This is a genomic window from Micromonospora sp. SCSIO 07396 (assembly GCF_053667945.1).
In genome coordinates, this window is record NZ_CM132210.1 from 4,884,573 (window position 1) to 4,905,266 (window position 20,694).

Genomic DNA, 20,694 nt, shown 5'->3' on the forward strand with positions numbered 1-20,694 from the left:
GGCGAGCCGGATGGAGATGGTGCGATCGAGCCGGAATGGACGCGGGCGGAAAGCCTTCCACCCGCGCCGGAAATAGTGAAGAAGAAACATTTCCGACCGGCCTGAGCTGGGAAAACTACGCTCTGTTGCGGCACCTCAACGAGGAGGAACGTAGCACCGCGAAAAGCGGAGCGTCAATAGCACACCAACCCGTTTTGCCATCTCGAAAACGATGTTGGAAATTGCGAAACGTGAAGTCTCGACCGTTCACGGAACGGCTCCGCGCCCGGCGGGGGGGGCATCGGCCGCTAGGCTGGCCGCCGTGCTGACGACCCCGGCGCCGGCCACCACCCGCCCTCGCGCCGTCCCGCTGATCTGCTGGCTGGCGGTGGCACCCGGCCTCGTCTGGGCCGTGGTCCGCCTCGTCGGGTTGGACCGGGGCCCGCTCGTGCAGGCGCTCGCCTTCACCCCGTACGTGGCGGGAGGCAGCCTGCTGGCCCTGATGCTGGCCCTCGCCCTGCGGTGCCGGTGGCCGGCGGTGGCCGCGGCGGTGGCGGCGCTGGCCCTCCTCGGCGCGGTGGTACCCCGTGCGCTACCGGACCGGCAGCAGGCGACCCGGGGGCCGCAACTGCGGGTGCTCACCGCCAACCTGCTCGCCGGCAACGCCGACGCGGCCACCCTGGTCGAACTGGTCCGCCGCAACGAGGTGGACGTGCTCACCGTGCAGGAGTTCACCCCGGCGGCGCGGGACGCCCTCGACCGGGCCGGCCTCGCCGACCTGCTCCCCCACCGCCAACTCAACCCCGAGGTGGGCACCACCGGCTCCGGGCTCTACGCCCGGTTCCCCCTCACCGGCGGCGGTTTCCGGCGCAATACCGGGTTCGCGTTCACCCAGGCGTACGCGACGGTGGCGGTGCCCGGCGCACCGGCGCTGCGGGTGGAGTCGGCCCACCCGGCGGCACCCTGGTCGGTCGGGGTGGTCGACGAGTGGCGCACCGACCTGGCGGGCCAGCCGCGCGCCACCCCCGACGGACAGCTCGGCATCCTCGCCGGGGACTTCAACGCCACCCTCGACCACTCCCCGCTGCGTGCCCTCCTGGCCAGCGGCTACGTCGACGCCGCCGACGCCGTCGGGGCCGGGCTGGTGGGCACGTGGGGCCCGTACGACGGCGACCCGATCCCGCCGGTCACCATCGACCACGTCCTGGTCGACCGCCGGATCGCCGTCCGTGCGGTCACCGTCCACCGGGTCCCCGCCACCGACCACCGCGCCGTGCTGGCCACCCTGCGCCTGCCCGCCCCCTGACGCCGGGAGGTCGGCTCACACCGCCGCGCGGTCGAGGCCGTAGGTGAGGGCGTCGACCAGGGCGTGCCAGGACGCCTCGACCACGTTGGGGTGCACGCCGACGGTGGTCCAGTCCCGGCCGGTGCCGTCGGCGGTCTCCACCAGCACCCGGGTCACCGCCCCGGTGCCGTGGGTGCCCTCCAGGATGCGCACCTTGTAGTCGGCCAGCTCGAAGTGACGCAGCTCCGGGTAGTACCGGGTCAGCCCGACCCGCAGCGCCTCGTCGAGGGCGTTGACCGGGCCGTTGCCCTCGGCGGTGGCGATCACCCGCTCACCGCGTACCCGGATCTTGACGGTGGCCTCGGAGACCACCGCGCCGTCCTCCCGGTGCTCGACCAGCACCCGGTACGACTCCAGCGCGAACGGTCGCACCGGGGCGGCGTCCGGCAGCTCGGAGCGGACCAGCAACTCGAACGACGCGTCGGCGGCCTCGAACGACCAGCCGCCCGCCTCCAGCTCCTTGACCCGGGTGGTCACCTTCGACACGGCGTCCGGATGGCCGGCCAGGTCAAGACCCAGCTCGCGGCTCTTCAGCTCGATGCTGGCCCGGCCGGCCATCTCGGTCACCAGGATCCGCATGTCGTTGCCCACCACCGACGGGTCCACGTGGTTGTAGAGCAACGGGTCGACCTTGATCGCGCTCGCGTGCAGCCCCGCCTTGTGGGCGAAGGCGGCGGCCCCGGCGTACGCCTGGTGGGTGTCGGGGGCGATGTTGGCGATCTCGGCGATGGCGTGCGAGACCCGCACCATCTGTTCCAGGCAGCCGTCGGGTAGGACGGGCAGCCCGAGCTTGAGCTGGAGGTTGGCCACGACGGCGAAGAGGTCGGCGTTGCCGGGGCGCTCGCCGTACCCGTTCGCGGTGCCCTGCACGTGCCGGACCCCGGCCTCGACGGCCGCGATGGTGTTGGCCACCGCGCAGGCGGTGTCGTTCTGGGCGTGCATGCCGAACAGTTCCGGGGCGATGCCGGTCCGGGCGGTCAGGTCGGCGATCGCGGCGGTCACCCGGGACGGCAGCATCCCGCCGTTGGTGTCGCAGAGCACGAACCGTTCGGCACCGGCGGCGAGCGCGGCCTCGACCACCGAGGCGGTGTACGCCGGGTCGTGCCGGAACCCGTCGAAGAAGTGCTCGCCGTCGACGAAGACCCGTCGTCCTTCGGCGACCAGGTGGGCGACCGTGTCCCGGACCATCGCCAGGTTCTCCGCGCCGGTGGTGCGCAGGGCGCGTTCGACGTGCCGGATGTCGGCCTTGGCGACCAGGGCGACGGCCGGGGTCTGCGCGTCGAGCAGCGCCCGCACCTGCGGGTCGTCGGCGACGGCGACCCCGGCCTTGCGGGTGGCCCCGAAGGCGACCAGCAGGGCGTGCCGCAGGTCCAGTTCGGTGCGGGCCCGACGGAAGAACTCGGTGTCCTTCGGCACGGCACCCGGCCATCCGCCCTCGATGAAACCGACGCCGAACTCGTCGAGCAGCCGGGCCACCGCCAGCTTGTCGATCACCGAGTAGCTGAGCCCCTCGCGCTGGGCGCCGTCGCGCAGCGTGGTGTCGTAGACCTGGAACGTCATCGCGAGTCCCTTCCTTCGGACCGTCGAACCTTGCGGGGGCAACAAAAAGACCCCCCGCGGATGCGGGAGGTCTGCGCGCTCGGCAGAGGGGAGGCCGGCGCGCTAGCTGCCAATAATGCGGGCGGAGCTGGTCACGGTCGCCACTCTGCCACTCCCACCCGAATCTGGGAGACAGAATCCACATCCCGGGACGGGGTGTGTGGGACGTCTCCCCTCGGGTACCTCAGATGCGGACACGAAGCGCTTTTCTCCGATAACGACTACGACAGTCGAGGCAGGAGTTCCCATGGACAGGCTCGATCCGCACACCGCCCACGGCACCACCGACCCGATGGTCGACGACGGCCAGGGCGCGATCGCCGGCGGTGCCCCCGGCGGGGCGTTCAACCCCTGGAGCTACCGCGACGAGGCCGGGGTCGCCGACGCCGACCTGGTCGGCTACAAGGTCGAGGCGACCGACGGCGGCATCGGCAAGATCGACGAGGCGAGCCACGAGGTCGGCGGCAGCTACCTCGTCGTCGACACCGGCCCGTGGATCTTCGGCAAGAAGGTGATGCTCCCCGCCGGCACCGTCAACCAGGTCGACCACGACGACCGGAAGGTCCACGTCGACCGCACCCGGGACCAGATCAAGGCCGCTCCCGAGTACGACGAGACCAGCCACGGCGACGCGGCCTACCGCGACAAGCTGGGCGGCTACTACGACGACACCTACGGCAACCTGCCGCCCGGCACCGCCCGGTAGCCGGCAGGCACAACTGTCGATCGACGGTAACGGCCGGCGGGGCGGCGTGCTCGCCCCGCCGGCCGTTACCGTGTGCGGGTGAACCCCACCGAGAACAGCCGGCGTATCCCGTTCTCCGCGATGTTCAACTTCCGCGACGTCGGCGGCTATCCCGGCCACGACGCCCGTACCGTCCGCTGGGGTCGGCTCTACCGCTCGGACTCCCCGCACCGCATCGACGGCACCGACCGGGAGGCGTTCGCCGCGCTCGGCATCCGTACGGTGATCGACCTGCGCCGCCCGACCGAGGTGGACCGGGACGGCCGGGTGCCCGACCTCGACGGCCTCGCCTACCGGCACATCCACCCCGAGCACGCCGACTGGGCGCTGAGCCGCCACGAGCCGGAGGCCAGCCTGGCCCGCTACCTCGCCGACCGGTACGCCGACCTCGCCGAGACCGGCACCGCCGGGCTGGCCGAGGCGGTCGGGCTGATCGCCGACAGCGCCAACGCGCCCGTCCTGGTGCACTGCGTCGCCGGCAAGGACCGCACCGGCATCGTCTGCGCGCTGACCCTGTCCGTGCTCGGCGTCGACGACGAGCAGATCGCCGAGGACTACGCGCTGAGCAGCGAGGCGTCCCAGCGGTTCAGCGCCTGGCTGGCGGCGTCCATGCCGGAGGCCGAAGCACCGCCCGCGCCCTTCCTGGGCTCCCCCGCCGAGGCGATGTCGCTCTTCCTCGCCGAGCTGCGCCAGCGACACGGTTCGATCGAGGACTACCTGCGGCACGCGGGCGTCACCGACGACCAGCTCGCCGCCCTGCGCGACCACCTGCTGGAGCCGCCCGCGCTGCGGTGAGCGCACCGCCGACGTTCCGGCAGCGGGCGTCGGGCACGTCGGTGCCCGACGCCCGCTTCTGCCGACGCGCCCCGCGCCACCCGTGCCCGCTTGTGCCGACGCGCCCTGCCAGCCCTGAGAATCGCCACCGGCGGGGCGGGGTGACAGGTCGGGGCCCAGACCCTCCAGATGCCCGGGTGCGTCCTTTAGAGCTGATGACGCAAACGAGTCAGCATCACCCCGGCGACCGCGACACCCGCAGCACGCCGAAGCGAGCCGGGACGAGCCCGAGCGGGACACGCAGCCCGAGCGGGACACACAGCCGGGGTGGAAGGGCGCAGCCCGAGCGGGACACGCAGCCCAAGCGGGACGCTCGACCCGAGCGGGACACGCAGCCCAAGCGGGACACGCAGCCGGGGTGGAAGGGCGCAGCCCGAGCGGGACACGCAGCCCAAGCGGGACACGCAGCCGGGGTGGAAGGGCGCAGCCCGAGTGGGCCGGTGCGGCGTAGCCCACCGAGCGACGGGCGTCCCCTACCGGCTGTCACCGCCGGCCCGACCGTTGGCGCAGGCAGAGCGGCCACAGCTCGGCTGATTCGTTGACGTCATCAGCTCGAAAGGACGCACAGACATGGCTACCTGCCCGGCCGGGGAGTGCCACAGCACGCTGTCCGGAGCAGCCCGTCGGCTCCGGCTCCGGACGCAGGCGGCCGACCGTCGGGGCCCACCCCCACGCCAGCGACGAGGGGCGGGCCGGAGGACGGCCGGGGTGGTCAGCGGATGTGCGTGACCCAGCCGTGCGGATCGGGTGCGTCACCCCGCTGGACCGCCACCAACTGCTCCCGCAGCGCCGCGCTGGCCCGGCCCGGCTCACCGCCGCCGATCACGAACTCGCCGCCGGGGTGCCGTACCCGGGCGATCGGGGTGATCACCGCGGCGGTGCCGCAGGCGAATGCCTCGCGCAGCCGGCCGCTCGCGGCGTCGGCCTGCCACTCGTCGAAGCTCACCGGACGCTCGACGACCCGGTGCCCGGAGGCGGCGGCCAGGGCGAGCAGCGCGTCCCGGGTGATGCCCGGCAGGATGGTGCCGGTCAGCGGCGGGGTGACCAGGGTGTCGTCGTCGTAGACGAAGAACACGTTCATGCCGCCCAGTTCCTCGACGTAGCGACGCTCGACCGCGTCGAGGAAGACCACTTGGTCGCAGCCGGCCTCGATCGCCTCGGCCTGGGCCGACAGCGACGCCGCGTAGTTGCCGCCGCACTTGGCCGCGCCGGTGCCGCCGGGGGCCGCCCGGGTGTAGTCCGGCGAGACCCAGACGGTGACCGGCTTCACCCCGCCGGCGAAGTAGGAACCGGCCGGTGAGGCGATGACGCAGTAGAGATACTCCCGGGACGGGCGGACGCCGAGGAACACCTCGCTGGCGAACATGAACGGCCGCAGGTAGAGGCTGGCGTCGGCGGCGTCGGGGATCCAGTCCCGGTCGATCTCGACCAGCTTGCGCAGCGACTCGACGAACAGCTCCGCAGGCAGTTCCGGCATGGCCAGCCGCCGGGCGGAGGCGATGAACCGGGCCGCGTTGGCCTCCGGCCGGAACATGGTCACCGAGCCGTCGGCGCTGCGGTACGCCTTCAACCCCTCGAAGATCTCCTGCGCGTAGTGCAGGACGGCGCTGGCCGGGTCCATCGGGATCGGCGCGCGGGCCTCGACCCGGGGGTCGTACCAGCCCTTGCCGTCGGCGTACCGGATGGTCACCATGTGGTCGGTGAAGACCCGGCCGAAGCCGGGGTCGACCAGCAGGGCGGCCCGCTCGGCGGCGGATACCGGCGCGGGATTCGGACGGATCTCGAAATCGAGCATGTCACCACCGCTCATCGCGCTGACCTCCCTGCGGATCGACGGCACGCGGGAACCACGCACCGGGCTGACGTCCCAGAAAACCTACCCCGAACGGTCGTTCAGTGGATAGCTCCACGTCCCGCGGGGTCAGGCCACCGCCTGCGCGGCGAGCCGGTCCCCCACCTCGTCGGTGCGCAACGCCACACCCGGCGTCCGGCCGGCCAGCTCGGCGGCGACCGCGCCGGTCACCCGGGCGGCGGCGTCGGCGTGGCCGAGCTGGTCGAGCAGGAGCGCGGCGGAGAGCACCGCGGCCACCGGGTCGGCGACCCCCTTGCCGGCGATGTCCGGCGCGGAGCCGTGCACCGGCTCGAACATCGACGGGTACGCCCCGGTGGGGTTGATGCAGCCGCTGGCGGCCAGGCCGATCCCCCCGGTGACCGCGGCGGCGATGTCGGTGAGGATGTCGCCGAACAGGTTGTCGGTGACCACCACGTCGTACCGCTGGGGCTGGGTGACCAGGAACATGGCGGCGGCGTCGACGTGCTGGTACTCGGTGGTGACGTCGGGGTGCTCGGCGGCGACGGCCGCGAAGGCACGGGCCCACAGCGAGCCGGCGTGGGTCAGCACGTTGGTCTTGTGCACCAGGGTGACCTTGCGCCGCTCACGGCGACCGGCGCGGGCGAAGGCGTCCCGGATGACCCGTTCCACCCCGTGCCGGGTGTTCAGGCTCTCCTCGGTGGCCACCTCGGCCGGGGTGTCCCGGTGCAGGCTGCCGCCGGCCCCGGCGTAGAGCCCCTCGGTGCCCTCCCGGACGACCACCAGGTCGACCTCGCCCGGCTTGACGGTGGCCAGCGGGCCGGGAACCCCCGGCCAGAGCCGGGACGGGCGCAGGTTGACGTACTGGTCGAAGGCGAAGCGCAGCTTCAGCAGCAGGCCCCGCTCCAGCACGCCCGGCGGCACGGTGGGGTCGCCCACCGCGCCGAGCAGGATGGCGTCGTGGCCGGCCAGCTCGGTCAACACCGAGTCGGGCAGCACCTCGCCGGTGCGGTGGTACCGCGCCGCGCCGAGGTCGTACCGGGTGGCCTCGACGCCGGGAAGCACGGCGTCGAGGACCTTGAGGGCCTGCGCGACCACCTCGGGTCCGATCCCGTCCCCGGCCACCACCGCGATCCGTGCCACCTGCTGCTCCTCACCTCGTCCGCTGAGCGCAACGGTACGTCCCCGTCCCGCCTCCCGGTACGCGCCTTCCACCATCTGGGAGAACGAAATGCTCAGCAGGCTCCCAGGCGGCATTCATGGTGCGGTCATCTCCACTGCCTAGGGTCGGTGCAGGACGGGTCGTGGGGGCCCGGGACGGACCGGCCGCGACGGCGCGGCACCGTCGGCGAAGGAGCAGGATGATGCGGACCGAGCAGCAGCGGGGGCCAGGCCGACTGGACGAGCAACCGCGCACCCGCTGGGTGGACCAGAAGGCGTTCTCCCGCCGCCGTCCCGACCTGCGCCTGGGCACCCGCAGCCACCGCCTCGACCGCGCCGGCGACCCGTCCGGCGGCCGGATCGCCGTGCAGCACTCCGTCCGGACCGGCACCGCCGAATACTCGCTCCTGCTCAACGCCCCCGAGGAATTGGGCCGCCGGGCGGTCGGCGACGCGCTACGCGACGCCGTCGCCGAACTGCGGGCGATCGACCTCACCTACGGGCCGAACCGGCCGCAGAGCCTGGTCTCCCGGCTGCGGCGCGGCGAGATCAGCCCCGAGTCGTACCCGCCGCTGACCGACCTGGTCGACCGCTGCGCGGCCATGCGGGCCGCCACCGACGGCTGGTTCGACGCCTGGGCCGTCCCCGGCGGCTTCGACCCCGGCGGCCTGCTCAACGGCTGGGCGGTGGAGCGGGCCGCGACCCGGCTGCGCGCCGCCGGCATCACCGACTACGCGGTGCTCTCCGGCGCCGACCTGACGGTACGCGGGCACGCCGCGCACGGCGGCCCGTGGCGGGTGGCGGTGCACCACCCGACCGACGGCCGGCGGACCCCGCTGGTGCTGGAGATGACGGCCGGCGCGGTGGGCACCTCCGGGGTCACCGGCCGGCAGGGGCACGTGGTCGACCCGCACACCGGCGAACCGGCCGGACAGCTGGTCGCCGCGACCGTCGTCGGCCCGGACCTGGCGGTGGCCGACGCCTACGCGACCGCGTTGTACGCGGCCGGGCCGGTGGGACTGTCGTGGTTCCGCGCCGACTCGGCCTATCAGGCTCTCTTCGCCCACCGACGCCGCTGAGCGGTGTCGCGGCGTGTCGGCCGACCTGTGGAGGGGGTCCACGGGGTGGCGCGGTCGACGGGCCGGCGATCGGCCCCCACGGTCTCGGCAACGACCGTGGGGGCCGGTCAGCGACGAGTGCGCGTGGCTCGCGCATTCGAGGGGTGCGGACCGGCCGGCCGGACGCTCGGCCCCGTCACCCGAAGACGGGTCGACTTCCGACTTTCCCGATGACCGCACCGGTACGCTAGCGAATCGACGCAACTCGACGCAAGAGTCTCCACAGCGGACCGTGTTTCTCCGTACACTCTCGACCACTCGTGGCGATCACGGCGGGTCAGTGTCGCTCGGGCGTCCGGGTGATGGCACGCTGTCCGCCGTGAGTTTCGATCTGAGCGTGTGGGCCCTGCACGACGGAGCCACGCCCGAGGACGTCCGGGCCGCGGTGCGGCAGTGCCACGAGGGACGGCACGGCGAGCGGTATCCGGACCCCCGGGTGGTCGCCTTCTACCGCGCCATCACCGCCTCGTACCCCGACCGGCCCGCCCATCAGGGCACCCCGTGGGAGGTGTCGCCGCTGCACGCGGCGGCCGACCACGTGGCGCTGAACCTCGTACCGACCTGCGACGACCAGGTGCTGCTCGACATCGAACGGCTGGCCGGGGAGTACGACCTGATGCTCTTCGACCCGCAGGACGGTTCGGTCTACCCGCCGCCGTCGCGCCTGGCCCGCTGACCGCACCACCCGGGACGCTCGGGTGTGGACGGCGGAGGGCCCGGCCGTGCGGCCGGGCCCTCCGTGGTGAACCGTGCGGGTGCGACTACTCGTCGCGCAGGTCGGCCGCGCTGGCGGCGGTCGCCCCGATCGAGTCGGCGGCTGAGGTGAGCAGGTCCGCCCCGAGCGCCTGGTCGACGGTGAGGGTCATCAGGGTCTCGCCGCCGGCCTCCCGACGGGCCACCTGCATGGCGGCGATGTTGATGCCGGCCTCGCCGAGCAGCGTGCCGACGGTGCCGACCACGCCCGGCCGGTCGACGTACCGCAGGAAGAGCAGGATGCCCTCCGCGCCGATCTCCACGTCGAAGCCGTCCACCTCGGTCAGCTTGATGACGTCGCGGGCGCCGGTGTGGGCGACCGTGCCGGAGACGCTGACCGTACGACCGTCGGGCAGCGCGCCCCGCACGGTGACCAGGTTCGGGTGGTCGACCGTCTCGGCCAGGGTGGCGAGGGTCACCTCGACGCCCCGCTCGGCGGCCAGGTGCGGCGCGTTGACGTAGGTGACCTGGTCCTCGACCACGGAGCTGAACAGCCCCTTGGTGGCGGCGAGCTTCAGCACCGACACGTCGTGGTTGACGATCTCGCCGCGCACCTCGACGGTGACGCTGGCGGCCACCCCGCCGGCCACGGCGGTGAACGCCCGGCCCAGCTTCTCGGCCAGCGGCAGCAGCGGCCGGACGTCCTCGGCGACGACCCCGCCGGCCTGCACGTTCACCGCGTCCGGCACGAACTCGCCCTGCAACGCCAGCTTGACGCTCTTGGCCACGGCCAGACCGGCCTTGTCCTGCGCCTCGTGGGTGGAGGCGCCCAGGTGCGGGGTGGCCACCACGTTGTCGAAGGCGAACAGCGGCGAGGAGGTGCACGGCTCCTTGGCGTACACGTCGACGCCGGCGCCGGCGACCCGGCCCTCGGCGATCGCGTCCGCGAGGGCCTGCTCGTCGACCAGGCCACCCCGGGCGGCGTTGACGATCCGGACGCCCGGCTTGACGATCGACAGCTCCTTCTCGCCGATCAGGCCGACCGTTTCCGGGGTCTTCGGCAGGTGGATCGAGATGAAGTCGGCCTCCCGCAGCAGTTCCTCCAGCCCCACCAGGCGGACGCCGAGCTGGGCGGCGCGGGCCGGCTGGATGTAGGGGTCGTACGCGATCAGCCGGGTGCCGAAGGCGGCGATGCGCTGGGCGAACAGCACCCCGATGCGGCCGAGGCCGACCACGCCGACGGTCTTGCCCTGCAACTCGACACCCGTGTACTTGGACCGCTTCCACTCGCCGGCCTTGAGCGCGGCGCTGGCGCTGGCGGTGTTGCGCGCGACGGCGAGCAGCAGCGCGACGGCCTGCTCGGCGGCGGAGACGATGTTGGAGGTGGGGGCGTTGACGACCATGACGCCCCGCGCGGTGGCGGCCGGGACCTCGACGTTGTCCAGCCCGACGCCGGCCCGGGCGACCACCTTCAGGCGCGGCGCGGCAGAGACCGCCTCGGCGTCGATCTGCGTGGCACTGCGCACGATGACCGCGTCGGCCTCCGCCAGCGCGGAGAGCAGGGCCGGGCGGTCGGTGCCGTCGACGTGGCGCACGTCGAAGTCGTGCGCGAGCACCTCGATGGCGGCGGGGGCGAGTTCTTCGGCGATCAGTACGACAGGATTCATCGGTCCTCGTAGACGTCGTATTAGGTTCGGCCGGGGCGACCGGGCGCCGCGATGCGCCCTGCGCCGATCCGTGCCATGGCCGTCAGGTGCCGGTCACGCACCTCACCAAGGATGGTAGGGGTCGCTCCCGCCAGCAGGTCCCGGTCTACGGGGTGAGGGCCCTCACACAGGGTTGTCGCACGCCTGTCATCCCCCGTTCATCCGGTCCGGGAGCACGGCGCGGGGGCCGATCGCGGTCGATGAGGCGACGATCACCCCGTCCCGCCTGGTGAACCGGCCACCGCGCACGGCGACGGCGACCGGCGGGACGGGTGAGCCGGGGCGGGTCCGGTGGCGGCCCGACGGGACGGGCGACAGTGACCCGGCCCCGGCGCAGGGCCGGCCGCCCGGGAGATGGTCACGCAGAAAGCGGTATGACTGGCAGGCATAAATATGCCTGCCAGTCATACCGCTTCACGTAACCACGTCGACCGGTCCGCGACCCGCCCGAGGGCGCCGGCGACCCGGTCAGGACCGACGGGTCAGGCGGTCTCGGTGAGCGGGCGGTCCACCCAGCTCATCATCGAACGCAGCTTCTGCCCGGTCTCCTCGATCGGGTGCGCCGCGCCCTCGGCCCGCCACTTGGCGAAGTTCGGCCGGCCGGCGTCGTCCTCGGCCACCCACTCGCGGGCGAACTCGCCGGACTGGATCTCACCGAGGATCTTGCGCATCTCCTCCTTGACCCGCGAGTCGACCACGCGCGGGCCCCGGGACAGGTCGCCGTACTCGGCGGTGTCGGAGATGCTGTACCGCATCCGGGCGATGCCGCCCTCGTACATCAGGTCGACGATGAGCTTCAGCTCGTGCAGGCACTCGAAGTAGGCCACCTCGGGGGCGTAGCCGGCCTCGGTGAGCACCTCGAACCCGGTCTGCACCAGGGCCGCCGCGCCACCGCAGAGGACCGCCTGCTCGCCGAAGAGGTCGGTCTCGGTCTCCTCGGTGAAGGTGGTCTTGATCGCGCCGGCCCGGGTGCCGCCGATGCCCTTGGCGTACGCCAGGGCGAGCGGGAAGGCGTTGCCGCTGGCGTCCTGCTCGACGGCGACCAGGCAGGGCACGCCCTTGCCGTCGACGTACTGGCGGCGGACCAGGTGGCCGGGGCCCTTCGGGGCGACCATCGCCACGTCCACGTCGGCCGGCGGGGTGATCAGGCCGTACCGGATGTTGAAGCCGTGCCCGAAGAAGAGCGCCTTGCCGGGGGCGAGGTTGGGGGCGATCGACTCGGCGTAGATGGTCCGCTGGGCGGTGTCCGGCGCCAGGATCATGATCACGTCGGCCTCGGCCGCCGCCTCGGCCGGGGTGAGCACCCGCAGGCCCTGCTCCTCGGCCTTGGGCCGGCTCTTGGAGCCCGCCGGCAGGCCGATCACCACGTCGACACCGGAGTCACGCAGCGACAGCGCGTGGGCGTGGCCCTGGCTGCCGTACCCGATCACGGCGACCTTGCGGCCCTGGATCAGGCCCAGGTCGGCGTCGTCGTCGTAGTACACCTCAACGCTCATTGACTTCCCTTTCGTACGGCGGTCTCGTCGACCGTCGTGGACTGTGTGCGGTGGCGGGTGGGCGGCGCGCTCAGGCGGCGCGCAGCGCCGGGCCGGCGGTGATCGACCGCGAGCCGCGCCCGATCGCCACCGTGCCGGACTGGACCATCTCCTTGATCCCGAACGGCTCCAGGTCGCGCAGCAGCGCGTCGAGCTTGTCGGGGGTGCCGGTGGCCTCGACGGTGAGGGTGTCCGGCGCGACGTCGACCACCCGGGCCCGGAACAGGGCGACCGTCTCCAGCACCTGCGCGCGGGCGGCGCGGTCGGCGCGGACCTTGACCAGCAGCAGCTCCCGCGCCACCGAGACCTGCGGGTCCAACTCGACGATCTTCAGTACGTTGACCAGCTTGTTGAGCTGCTTGGTGACCTGCTCCAGCGGCGACGAGTCGGCGTTGACCACGATGGTGATCCGGGAGACGTCGGGGTTCTCGGTCTCACCGACGGCCAGGCTGTCGATGTTGAAGCCGCGCCGGGAGAACAGGCCGGAGACCCGGGCCAGGACACCCGGCTTGTTCTCCACCAGCACGGACAGGGTGTGCAGGGTCATGCCACCGTCTCGCTTCGCTCGGTCGGGCCGTGCCGGTGCACGGTCCCGGGGAATCGGTCACTCATCTCAGATGTCGTCCTCGTCGAACGTCGGGCGGACGCCCCGGGCGAACATGATCTCGTCGTTGCTGGTGCCGGCGGCCACCATCGGCCAGACCATCGCGTCCTTGCCGACCGTGAAGTCGATCACGACAGGTGCGTCGGTGATCGCCATCGCCGCCTCGATCGTCTTGTCGACGTCCTCGGCGTTCTCGCAGCGTAGGCCGACGCAGCCGAGCGCCTCGGCCAGCTTGACGAAGTCGGGGATGCGGTGCTTGTGGGTGCCCAGCTCGGTGTTGGAGTAGCGCCCCTCGTAGAACAGGGTCTGCCACTGCCGGACCATGCCCAGGTTGCCGTTGTTGATCACCGCGATCTTGACCGGGATGCCCTCCAGCGCGCAGGTGGCCAGCTCCTGGTTGGTCATCTGGAAGCAGCCGTCGCCGTCCACCGCCCACACCACCGTGTCCGGCCGGCCGGCCTTCGCGCCCATCGCCGCCGGGACGGCGTACCCCATGGTGCCGAGGCCGCCGGAGTTGAGCCAGGTGCCCGGCTTCTCGTACGAGATGAACTGGCTGGCCCACATCTGGTGCTGGCCGACCCCGGCCACGTAGATCGCGTCCGGGCCGACGATCTCGCCCAGCCGCTTGATCACGTACTGCGGGGACAGGGTGCCGTCGGCCGGCTCGTCGTAGCCCAACGGGTACCGCTCGCGCAGGTCGTCGAGCTGGTGCCACCAGTCGTGCAGTTCGGTGCGACGGCCGGCCTTCTGCTCGGTGGTCACCGCCGCGATCAGCTCGTCGATGACGTGCTTGGCGTCGCCGACGATCGGGACGTCGGCGTGCCGGTTCTTGCCGATCTCGGCCGGGTCGATGTCGGCGTGCACCACCGTGGCGTCCGGGGCGAACGAGTCCAGCTTGCCGGTCACCCGGTCGTCGAACCGGGCCCCCAACGCCACGATCAGGTCGGCCTTCTGCAGGCCGTAGACGGCGGCGACGGTGCCGTGCATGCCCGGCATGCCCAGGTGCTGACGGTGCGAGTCGGGGAACGCGCCCAGCGCCATCAGCGTGGTCACCACCGGGATGCCGGTCAGCTCGGCGAGCTGGCGCAGCGACTCGGTCGCACCGGCCTTGAGCACCCCGCCGCCGACGTAGAGCACCGGCCGGCGGGCGCCGCTGATCAGCCGCGCCGCCTCCCGGATCTGCTTGCCGTGCGGGTGCAGGGTCGGCCGGTAGCCGGGCAGGTCCAGGGTGGGCGGCCAGGAGAAGGTGGTCGCCGCCTGCAGGACGTCCTTGGGGATGTCCACCAGCACCGGCCCGGGACGCCCGGTCGCGGCCAGGTGGAACGCCTCGGCGAGGACCTGCGGGATCTCCTCGGCGTTCTGCACCAGGAAGTTGTGCTTGGTGATCGGCAGAGTGATGCCCTGGATGTCCGCCTCCTGGAAGGCGTCCGTGCCGATCATCGGGCGGGCCACCTGCCCGGTGATCGCGACGATCGGCACCGAGTCCATGTACGCGTCGGCGATCGGGGTGACCAGGTTCGTCGCGCCCGGCCCGGAGGTGGCGATGCAGACGCCCACCCGGCCGGTGGCCTGCGCGTACCCGGTGGCGGCGTGTCCCGCGCCCTGCTCGTGCCGGACCAGGACGTGCCGCACCGAGGAGTCGTAGAGCGGGTCGTAGGCGGGCAGGATCGCCCCGCCGGGGATGCCGAAGACGACGTCGACGCCGAGCGCCTCCAACGACCGCACCAGGGAGCCGGCACCGGAGACCGGGACCGGCCCGGACGGCTTTACGGCCGGGGTGGCCGGCGCGGCGGCGCGCGGCGGGGTGGTGTGGTCGGCGTCGCCGGCCGGCTCGGTGACCGTACGGGCCCGCCGGGCGGAGTGGGCGAGGGTCTCTGGCGTGGGTCTCGTCATGGCGGTTCAGGCCTTCGGCTGGAGTTGGGTGGAGCTGCTACGACAGGTGCGACGGGGGCGGCGGCCCGCCCCGGTGGTTCCGACGGCAATAAAAACGGCCCTCGTGCAGATGCACGGGGCCAGCGCACTCTCGACAGCGGGAGAGTGCGCTCAGGTAAGTACTCGCAGCGACCGGTTCGACGACATGGGCCAAGCCTGACGCATCTCACGCGATGAGTCAACTGATCCCACATGTTGGTTCACGAACGAGGGATGCCGTCCCCGTTCGGGGTCTCGTCAACCGGCCCGGCCTGCGTGGACTCCTCATACGCGGGGCGCGGGGCGGGCACCGACGGAGATGCCGGTGGGTGGGATCGCAGCCGGGGCAGCAGCGGCGACGGGGTGGGTCGCAGCGGCGGGGGCGGCGGGGCCGGCGGAGCCGACGCGGGGCGCGCGCCCGGCGAGGTGGCCGCCTCCAGCATCGCCTCCAGATGCTCGGCCGGCACCCCCCAGCCGAAGAGCGCGCCCTGCCCGAACCGGCAGCCGGCGGCGACCACCGCGGCCAGCTCGGCCGGGTTGGTGACCCCCTCGGCGATCACCTCCAGGCCGAACTGGTGGCCCAGCCGCATGACGATGTCGACCATCGGGGCGAACGCCGGCCCGTCCCGGCCCACCGGGCGGACCGGCTCGTGCTCGGCGACCAGACTGTGATCGATCTTGAGGATGTCGATCGGCAGCCGACGCAACTGCCCCAGCGACGAGTACCCCGCACCGAAGTCGTCGAGCGCGATCCGCACCCCGGTCCGCCGCAGCGCGGTCAGCCGGCGGATCAGCTCGTCCAGGTCGGTGGCGACGGCATGCTCGGTGACCTCCAGCACCAGCCGCTGCGGCGGCACGTGGTGGGCGCGCAACGCCTCGGCCACCTGCACCACGTACTCCGGGGCGTGCAGCTCGCGTGGGGAGACGTTGACCGACACCCAGACGTCGTGGCCGTCGGCCAGCCAACGGGACAGCTGCCAGCACGCCTGGTGCAGCACCCAGGCCCCCAGCTTGGCGATCATCCCGCACTCCTCGGCCAGCGGGATGAACTCGTCCGGCCGGACGTTGCCCAACTCGGGGTGGTGCCAACGGAGCAGCGCCTCGGCACCCACCGGCCGGACCGAGGGCAGCGACGCCACCGGCTGGAAGGCCAGCCGCAGCTCGTCGCGCTCGATCGCGCCACGCATCTCGTGCTCCAGCCGGGTACGCCGGGTCAGCAGCTGGTCGTAGCTGCCGTCGTAGCGTTCGATCCGGTTCTTGCCGCGCTGCTTGGCGTAGCGCAGGGCCAGGTCGGCGTGGCGCAGCAGGCCGACCACGTCCGGGTCGTCGCCGCCCTGGCCGGCCACCCCGATGCTGACCGAGAGGAAGACCGCCCCGCCCTCCTGGTCGTAGGGCCGGCCGAGCACCCCCAGCAGCCGCTCGGCCACCACGTCCGCGTCGGTCGGCCGGCCCCGCATCAGCACCGCGAACTCGTCGCCGCCGAGCCGGGCGGCCAGGTCACCGGGGCGCAGGTTGCTCCGCAGCCGCCGGCCCACCTCGGCCAGCACCATGTCGCCGACGTCGTGGCCACGCATGTCGTTGACGTTCTTGAAGCCGTCCAGGTCGAGGCCGAGCAGCACGCAGCCACCCCCCTCGGTGGCGCAGCGCTGCATCTCCCGCAGCAGGCCACGCCGGTTGGCGAGGGTGGTCAGCGGGTCGGTGTGGGCCAGCTCCCGGAAGTGCGCCTCCCGGTCGGCCAGCCGGTGGGCGTAGCTGCGTACGTCGTTGAGGGTGAGGTACTGCCGGGTGACCAGGGCGAAGCCCTCCAGGCTGCCGGCGATGATGCCCAGCGCGTCGAACCGGCCGCCCTGGACGAGGTGGTACATCGCCGAACCGGCCATCGCCACCATCGGGATGAAGGCGTACTCGCCGTCGCGGCTGATCAGGTCGATGTCGACCTGGCCGGGGGCGTCCACCCGGTGCACGGCGAGCGCCCCGGCGAGCATGCCCACGGCGAGCAGTGCGGCACCGGTCAGCGCCATCGCCGAGCCGCCCTGGCAGACCCCGGCGGCCAGGACGAGGCCACCGGTGGCGGTCGCGGTGATGCCGACACCGAGCACGGCCAGCCGGGTCCGGGGGCCGTCGGCGCGGGCCACCACCATGCCGGTGAGGCCGGCGGTGATCGCTGCGGTCACCGAGGCGAGCAGGATCGCCGGGCAGGAGCTCGGGGTCGCCGGCCCGAGCAGCCGGGTCGGCTCCGACAGGAGCACCCAGCCGACGAACCAGATCGCGGCGGCCACGGTCAGCCCGTCGAGCAGCAGCCGCGCGGCGGCGGCCCGGGCCACCATCGCGCCGGGCAGGCGGAGCAGACCCGCGCAGTAGCCCAGCCCGCTCAGCGCGGTGCCGACCGCGATCAGCGACGCCCAGCCCATTCCCTGACCGCGCCGGTGCGCCCCGTGCTCGGTCGCGCCGAGCACCGCGACGACGCCGGCGACCACGGTGGCCAGGGCGATCGTGGCGGCCACGGCGAACAACAGGTGCGCCTGGCGGTGCGGCCCGCCGCGCCGCCGGGCCGAGTCGGCCAACAGTGCGGCGGCGGCGACGGCGAGCAGGCCGCTCAACACCGCCACGGCGACCATGCCCGGGGGTAAACGCACGACCTCAACTGTGCCGGATCGGCACCCGCTACGGGGTACCGGGTGTGCAACTGTTGGGACACGGCGCGAGCGGTAGGAGCCGCCCGCCGGGCGGTGTAAGACTGGTACCCATGCCTGAGCTGCGGTCGAGGACCTCCACCCACGGTCGGACGATGGCCGGCGCCCGGGCCCTGTGGCGGGCCACCGGGATGACCGACGACGACTTCGGCAAGCCGATCGTCGCCATCGCGAACAGTTTCACCCAGTTCGTCCCCGGTCACGTCCACCTGAAGGACATGGGTGGCCTGGTCGCGGACGCGGTGGCCGAGGCCGGCGGGGTGGGGCGCGAGTTCAACACCATCGCCGTCGACGACGGCATCGCCATGGGCCACGGCGGCATGCTCTACTCGCTGCCCAGCCGGGAGCTGATCGCCGACGCGGTCGAGTACATGGTCAACGCGCACTGCGCCGACGCCCTGGTCTGCATCTCCAACTGCGACAAGATCACCCCCGGCATGCTGCTGGCCGCGCTGCGGCTCAACATCCCGACCGTCTTCGTCTCCGGCGGCCCGATGGAGGCCGGCAAGACGGTGGCCATCGAGGGCATCGTGCACTCCAAGATCGACCTGATCGACGCGATGATCGCCTCCTCGAACGAGGCCGTCACCGACGACCAGCTCGGCGAGATCGAGCGCTCCGCCTGCCCGACCTGCGGCTCCTGCTCCGGCATGTTCACCGCCAACTCGATGAACTGCCTCACCGAGGCGATCGGCCTGGCGCTGCCCGGCAACGGCTCGACGCTGGCCACCCACGCCGCGCGCCGGTCGCTCTTCGTGGAGGCCGGCCGGACCGCCGTCCAGATCGCCAAGCGCTGGTACGACGACGACGACGCCTCCGTGCTGCCCCGCGCCGTCGCCAACCGCAGGGCGTTCGACAACGCGGTCGCCCTCGACGTGGCGATGGGCGGGTCGACCAACACGATCCTGCACCTGCTCGCCGCCGCCCGTGAGGCCGAACTCGACTTCGGCGTCGCCGACATCGACGCCATCTCCCGGCGGGTGCCCTGCCTGGCCAAGGTCGCCCCGAACTCGCCGAACTACCACATGGAGGACGTGCACCGCGCCGGTGGCATCCCGGCCATCCTCGGTGAGCTGGACCGCGCCGGCCTGCTGCACCGCGACGTGCACGCCGTGCACTCCCCCTCGCTGGCCCAGTGGCTCACCGACTGGGACGTCCGGGGCGGCTCACCCACCCCCGAGGCGGTGGAGTTGTTCCACGCCGCGCCCGGCGGGGTGCGTACCGTCGAGCCGTTCTCCACCACCAACCGCTGGTCCACCCTGGACACCGACGCCGCGCAGGGCTGCGTGCGGGACCTGGCGCACGCCTACAGCGCCGACGGCGGGCTGGCCATCCTGCACGGCAACATCGCGCCGGACGGCTGCGTGGTGAAGACCGCCGGGGTGCCCGAGGAGTGCCTGACCTTCCGGGGCCCGGCCAAGGTCTACGAGTCGCAGGACGACGCGGTCGCGGCGATCCTCGCCAAGGAGATCGTCGCCGGCGACGTCGTGGTGATCCGCTACGAGGGGCCCAAGGGCGGCCCCGGCATGCAGGAGATGCTCTACCCCACCTCGTTCCTCAAGGGGCGCGGGCTGGGCCGGTCCTGCGCGCTGCTCACCGACGGCCGGTTCTCCGGCGGCACCTCCGGGCTGTCCATCGGGCACGCCTCCCCCGAGGCGGCCTCCGGTGGGCTGATCGCCCTGGTCGAGCCGGGCGACGAGATCGTCATCGACATCCCGGCCCGGTCGATCGAGCTGAACGTGCCCGACGACGTGCTGGCGGCCCGCCGGGTGGCGCAGGAGAAGCGGGAGCGGCCATACACCCCGCTCGACCGGCAGCGCCCGGTGTCCGCCGCCCTGCGCGCGTACGCCTCGATGGCGACGTCGGCCAGCGACGGCGCGTACCGCCGCGTACCGGAGTGACCGGCCGAGTGGGGTTGATCGTCTCCACCTCAGCGAGGTAGCGGTATCCCCCGACCGGGACACCGCTACCTCGACACCGGGACCGGGCCGCCATCCGGCTACAGCCGTAGCCGTCCCGGAGCATGGCCTGCCGGTGGCGGTTCAGAGGGTGACGACAGCGTCTTCCGCAAAGGTGAACAGGCCGGCATCCAGCGTGACCGTCTTGAGCTTGGTGCCCTTCGGCACGTCGAAGTAGACGTTGGCGGTCACCGAGTTGCCCGGGTTGATTTCGTCGAGGAAACCCTGGCCGTCGCTGTTGCCGTAGATTCCGGCCTCTCCGTCGGCCTCGTACTCTCGGCCGCTGGAATCCTGGGCGCTGAGGCTGCCGTCGGCGTGGAAGGTGTGCGCGCGCTTGGTGACGTTCTTGACGGTCACACTGACCTTGCAGAAGGTGCCCTGCGCCTTCTTGTTGAGGAAATCGTTGCCCACACGGGAGATCCCGCACTTCATGCTCTTGACGGTGAATTCGAAGTCCCCGCCGCGCACCTTGTCACCGATACCCGGGGTCTTCGGCTTCGGCGGCACGGGTGCCTCGGTCTTCTTGGCCGGTGCCGGTGCCGCCGGGGAAGCTGGCGCGGTGCTCGCCGCCGGTGCGGCACTGCTCCTGGCGGCGGGAGCGTCGCCGCCCACGGAGGCAGCCTCGGGCTTCGTGTCCTCGCTGACCAGGCCCAGCACCATCGGACCACCGCAGCACAGCACCACGAAGGCACCGACACCGATGAGGGTGGGCACCAGCCAGGAGGCCCGCTTCCGCGGGGCGGGCGGTGGCGGGAACTGGCCGGGCGTCGGCGGGGAGAACTGGCCCACCGGGGGCGGCGGGAACTGCCCGGCGGGCACCTGCGGGAGATGGGCGGTCGGTGGCATCGGCGGCTGGCCGGCGGGCGGCTGGTTGTGGGCAGGATCGTAGGGTGCCGTCATTGAGTGGTTTCTCCCCGGTCGTGATTCGCGCAGCAGCCGCGCAATGAGCGAAGCGGCCCTCACGGTGCCATAGTTGACGCCCGGTAATCGTCGTCCGGCTGGC

At 72.6% G+C, this 20,694-nt stretch carries 15 protein-coding genes; 6 read left to right on the forward strand and 9 right to left on the reverse strand.

Annotated elements, in window-relative coordinates:
- Nucleotides 1-304: 304 nt before the first annotated feature.
- Nucleotides 305-1,285, forward strand: a complete 981-nt coding sequence (locus ACWCHM_RS20965; protein ID WP_454223129.1) for an endonuclease/exonuclease/phosphatase family protein — start codon at nt 305-307, stop codon at nt 1,283-1,285.
- A 15-nt stretch (nt 1,286-1,300) separates the two neighbouring features.
- Here ACWCHM_RS20965 and cimA read toward each other — a convergent pair whose 3' ends face one another.
- A complete protein-coding gene (gene cimA / locus ACWCHM_RS20970; RefSeq protein ID WP_454219462.1) occupies nt 1,301-2,884 on the reverse strand; it encodes a citramalate synthase in 1,584 nt (527 codons plus the stop codon).
- A 286-nt stretch (nt 2,885-3,170) separates the two neighbouring features.
- Here cimA and ACWCHM_RS20975 point away from each other — a divergent pair, with 286 nt between their 5' ends.
- Both ACWCHM_RS20975 and ACWCHM_RS20980 read left to right on the forward strand, forming a co-directional pair.
- Entirely contained in the window at nt 3,171-3,629 is a 459-nt protein-coding gene (locus tag ACWCHM_RS20975) for a PRC-barrel domain-containing protein (protein ID WP_204956799.1), read from the forward strand.
- A gap of 78 nt (nt 3,630-3,707) precedes the next feature.
- On the forward strand, nt 3,708-4,463 hold the full coding sequence (locus ACWCHM_RS20980; protein ID WP_204956798.1) for a tyrosine-protein phosphatase: 756 nt from the start codon (nt 3,708-3,710) through the stop codon (nt 4,461-4,463).
- Between the two features lie 751 nt (nt 4,464-5,214).
- On the opposite strand, the gene ACWCHM_RS20985 is transcribed toward ACWCHM_RS20980, so the two are convergent.
- Entirely contained in the window at nt 5,215-6,312 is a 1,098-nt protein-coding gene (locus ACWCHM_RS20985; protein WP_454219463.1) for a branched-chain amino acid aminotransferase, read from the reverse strand.
- Nucleotides 6,313-6,423: 111 nt separating this feature from the next.
- Nucleotides 6,424-7,455, reverse strand: coding sequence for a 3-isopropylmalate dehydrogenase (locus tag ACWCHM_RS20990; protein ID WP_454219465.1), 1,032 nt, complete (start codon nt 7,453-7,455; stop codon nt 6,424-6,426).
- Nucleotides 7,456-7,676: 221 nt separating this feature from the next.
- Between ACWCHM_RS20990 and ACWCHM_RS20995 the strand changes: the two genes are divergently transcribed.
- Both ACWCHM_RS20995 and ACWCHM_RS21000 read left to right on the forward strand, forming a co-directional pair.
- Nucleotides 7,677-8,552, forward strand: coding sequence for an FAD:protein FMN transferase (locus ACWCHM_RS20995; protein ID WP_421489152.1), 876 nt, complete (start codon nt 7,677-7,679; stop codon nt 8,550-8,552).
- A 358-nt stretch (nt 8,553-8,910) separates the two neighbouring features.
- A complete protein-coding gene (locus ACWCHM_RS21000) occupies nt 8,911-9,267 on the forward strand; it encodes a hypothetical protein (protein ID WP_204956794.1) in 357 nt (118 codons plus the stop codon).
- An 85-nt stretch (nt 9,268-9,352) separates the two neighbouring features.
- Here ACWCHM_RS21000 and serA read toward each other — a convergent pair whose 3' ends face one another.
- The 5 genes from serA to ACWCHM_RS21025 all read right to left on the reverse strand — a co-directional run bounded on the left by serA (nt 9,353) and on the right by ACWCHM_RS21025 (nt 17,676).
- Entirely contained in the window at nt 9,353-10,951 is a 1,599-nt protein-coding gene (gene serA / locus ACWCHM_RS21005) for a phosphoglycerate dehydrogenase (RefSeq protein WP_204956793.1), read from the reverse strand.
- A gap of 521 nt (nt 10,952-11,472) precedes the next feature.
- Complete coding sequence (ilvC, locus tag ACWCHM_RS21010; RefSeq protein WP_454219466.1) at nt 11,473-12,486, reverse strand: ketol-acid reductoisomerase; 1,014 nt, start codon at nt 12,484-12,486, stop codon at nt 11,473-11,475.
- Nucleotides 12,487-12,556: 70 nt separating this feature from the next.
- Nucleotides 12,557-13,072: an acetolactate synthase small subunit gene (gene ilvN / locus ACWCHM_RS21015; protein ID WP_204923742.1), complete on the reverse strand. Its 516-nt coding sequence runs from the start codon at nt 13,070-13,072 to the stop codon at nt 12,557-12,559.
- Nucleotides 13,073-13,138: 66 nt separating this feature from the next.
- Nucleotides 13,139-15,022 carry an acetolactate synthase large subunit gene (locus tag ACWCHM_RS21020; protein WP_454219468.1) on the reverse strand — a complete coding sequence of 628 codons (1,884 nt, stop codon included), beginning with the start codon at nt 15,020-15,022 and terminating at the stop codon, nt 13,139-13,141.
- 239 nt (nt 15,023-15,261) lie between these two features.
- Entirely contained in the window at nt 15,262-17,676 is a 2,415-nt protein-coding gene (locus tag ACWCHM_RS21025) for a putative bifunctional diguanylate cyclase/phosphodiesterase (protein ID WP_454219470.1), read from the reverse strand.
- Between the two features lie 110 nt (nt 17,677-17,786).
- Between ACWCHM_RS21025 and ilvD the strand changes: the two genes are divergently transcribed.
- Entirely contained in the window at nt 17,787-19,634 is a 1,848-nt protein-coding gene (ilvD, locus tag ACWCHM_RS21030; RefSeq protein WP_454219471.1) for a dihydroxy-acid dehydratase, read from the forward strand.
- Between the two features lie 141 nt (nt 19,635-19,775).
- On the opposite strand, the gene ACWCHM_RS21035 is transcribed toward ilvD, so the two are convergent.
- On the reverse strand, nt 19,776-20,591 hold the full coding sequence (locus ACWCHM_RS21035) for a DUF4352 domain-containing protein (protein ID WP_454219472.1): 816 nt from the start codon (nt 20,589-20,591) through the stop codon (nt 19,776-19,778).
- Nucleotides 20,592-20,694 lie beyond the last annotated feature (103 nt).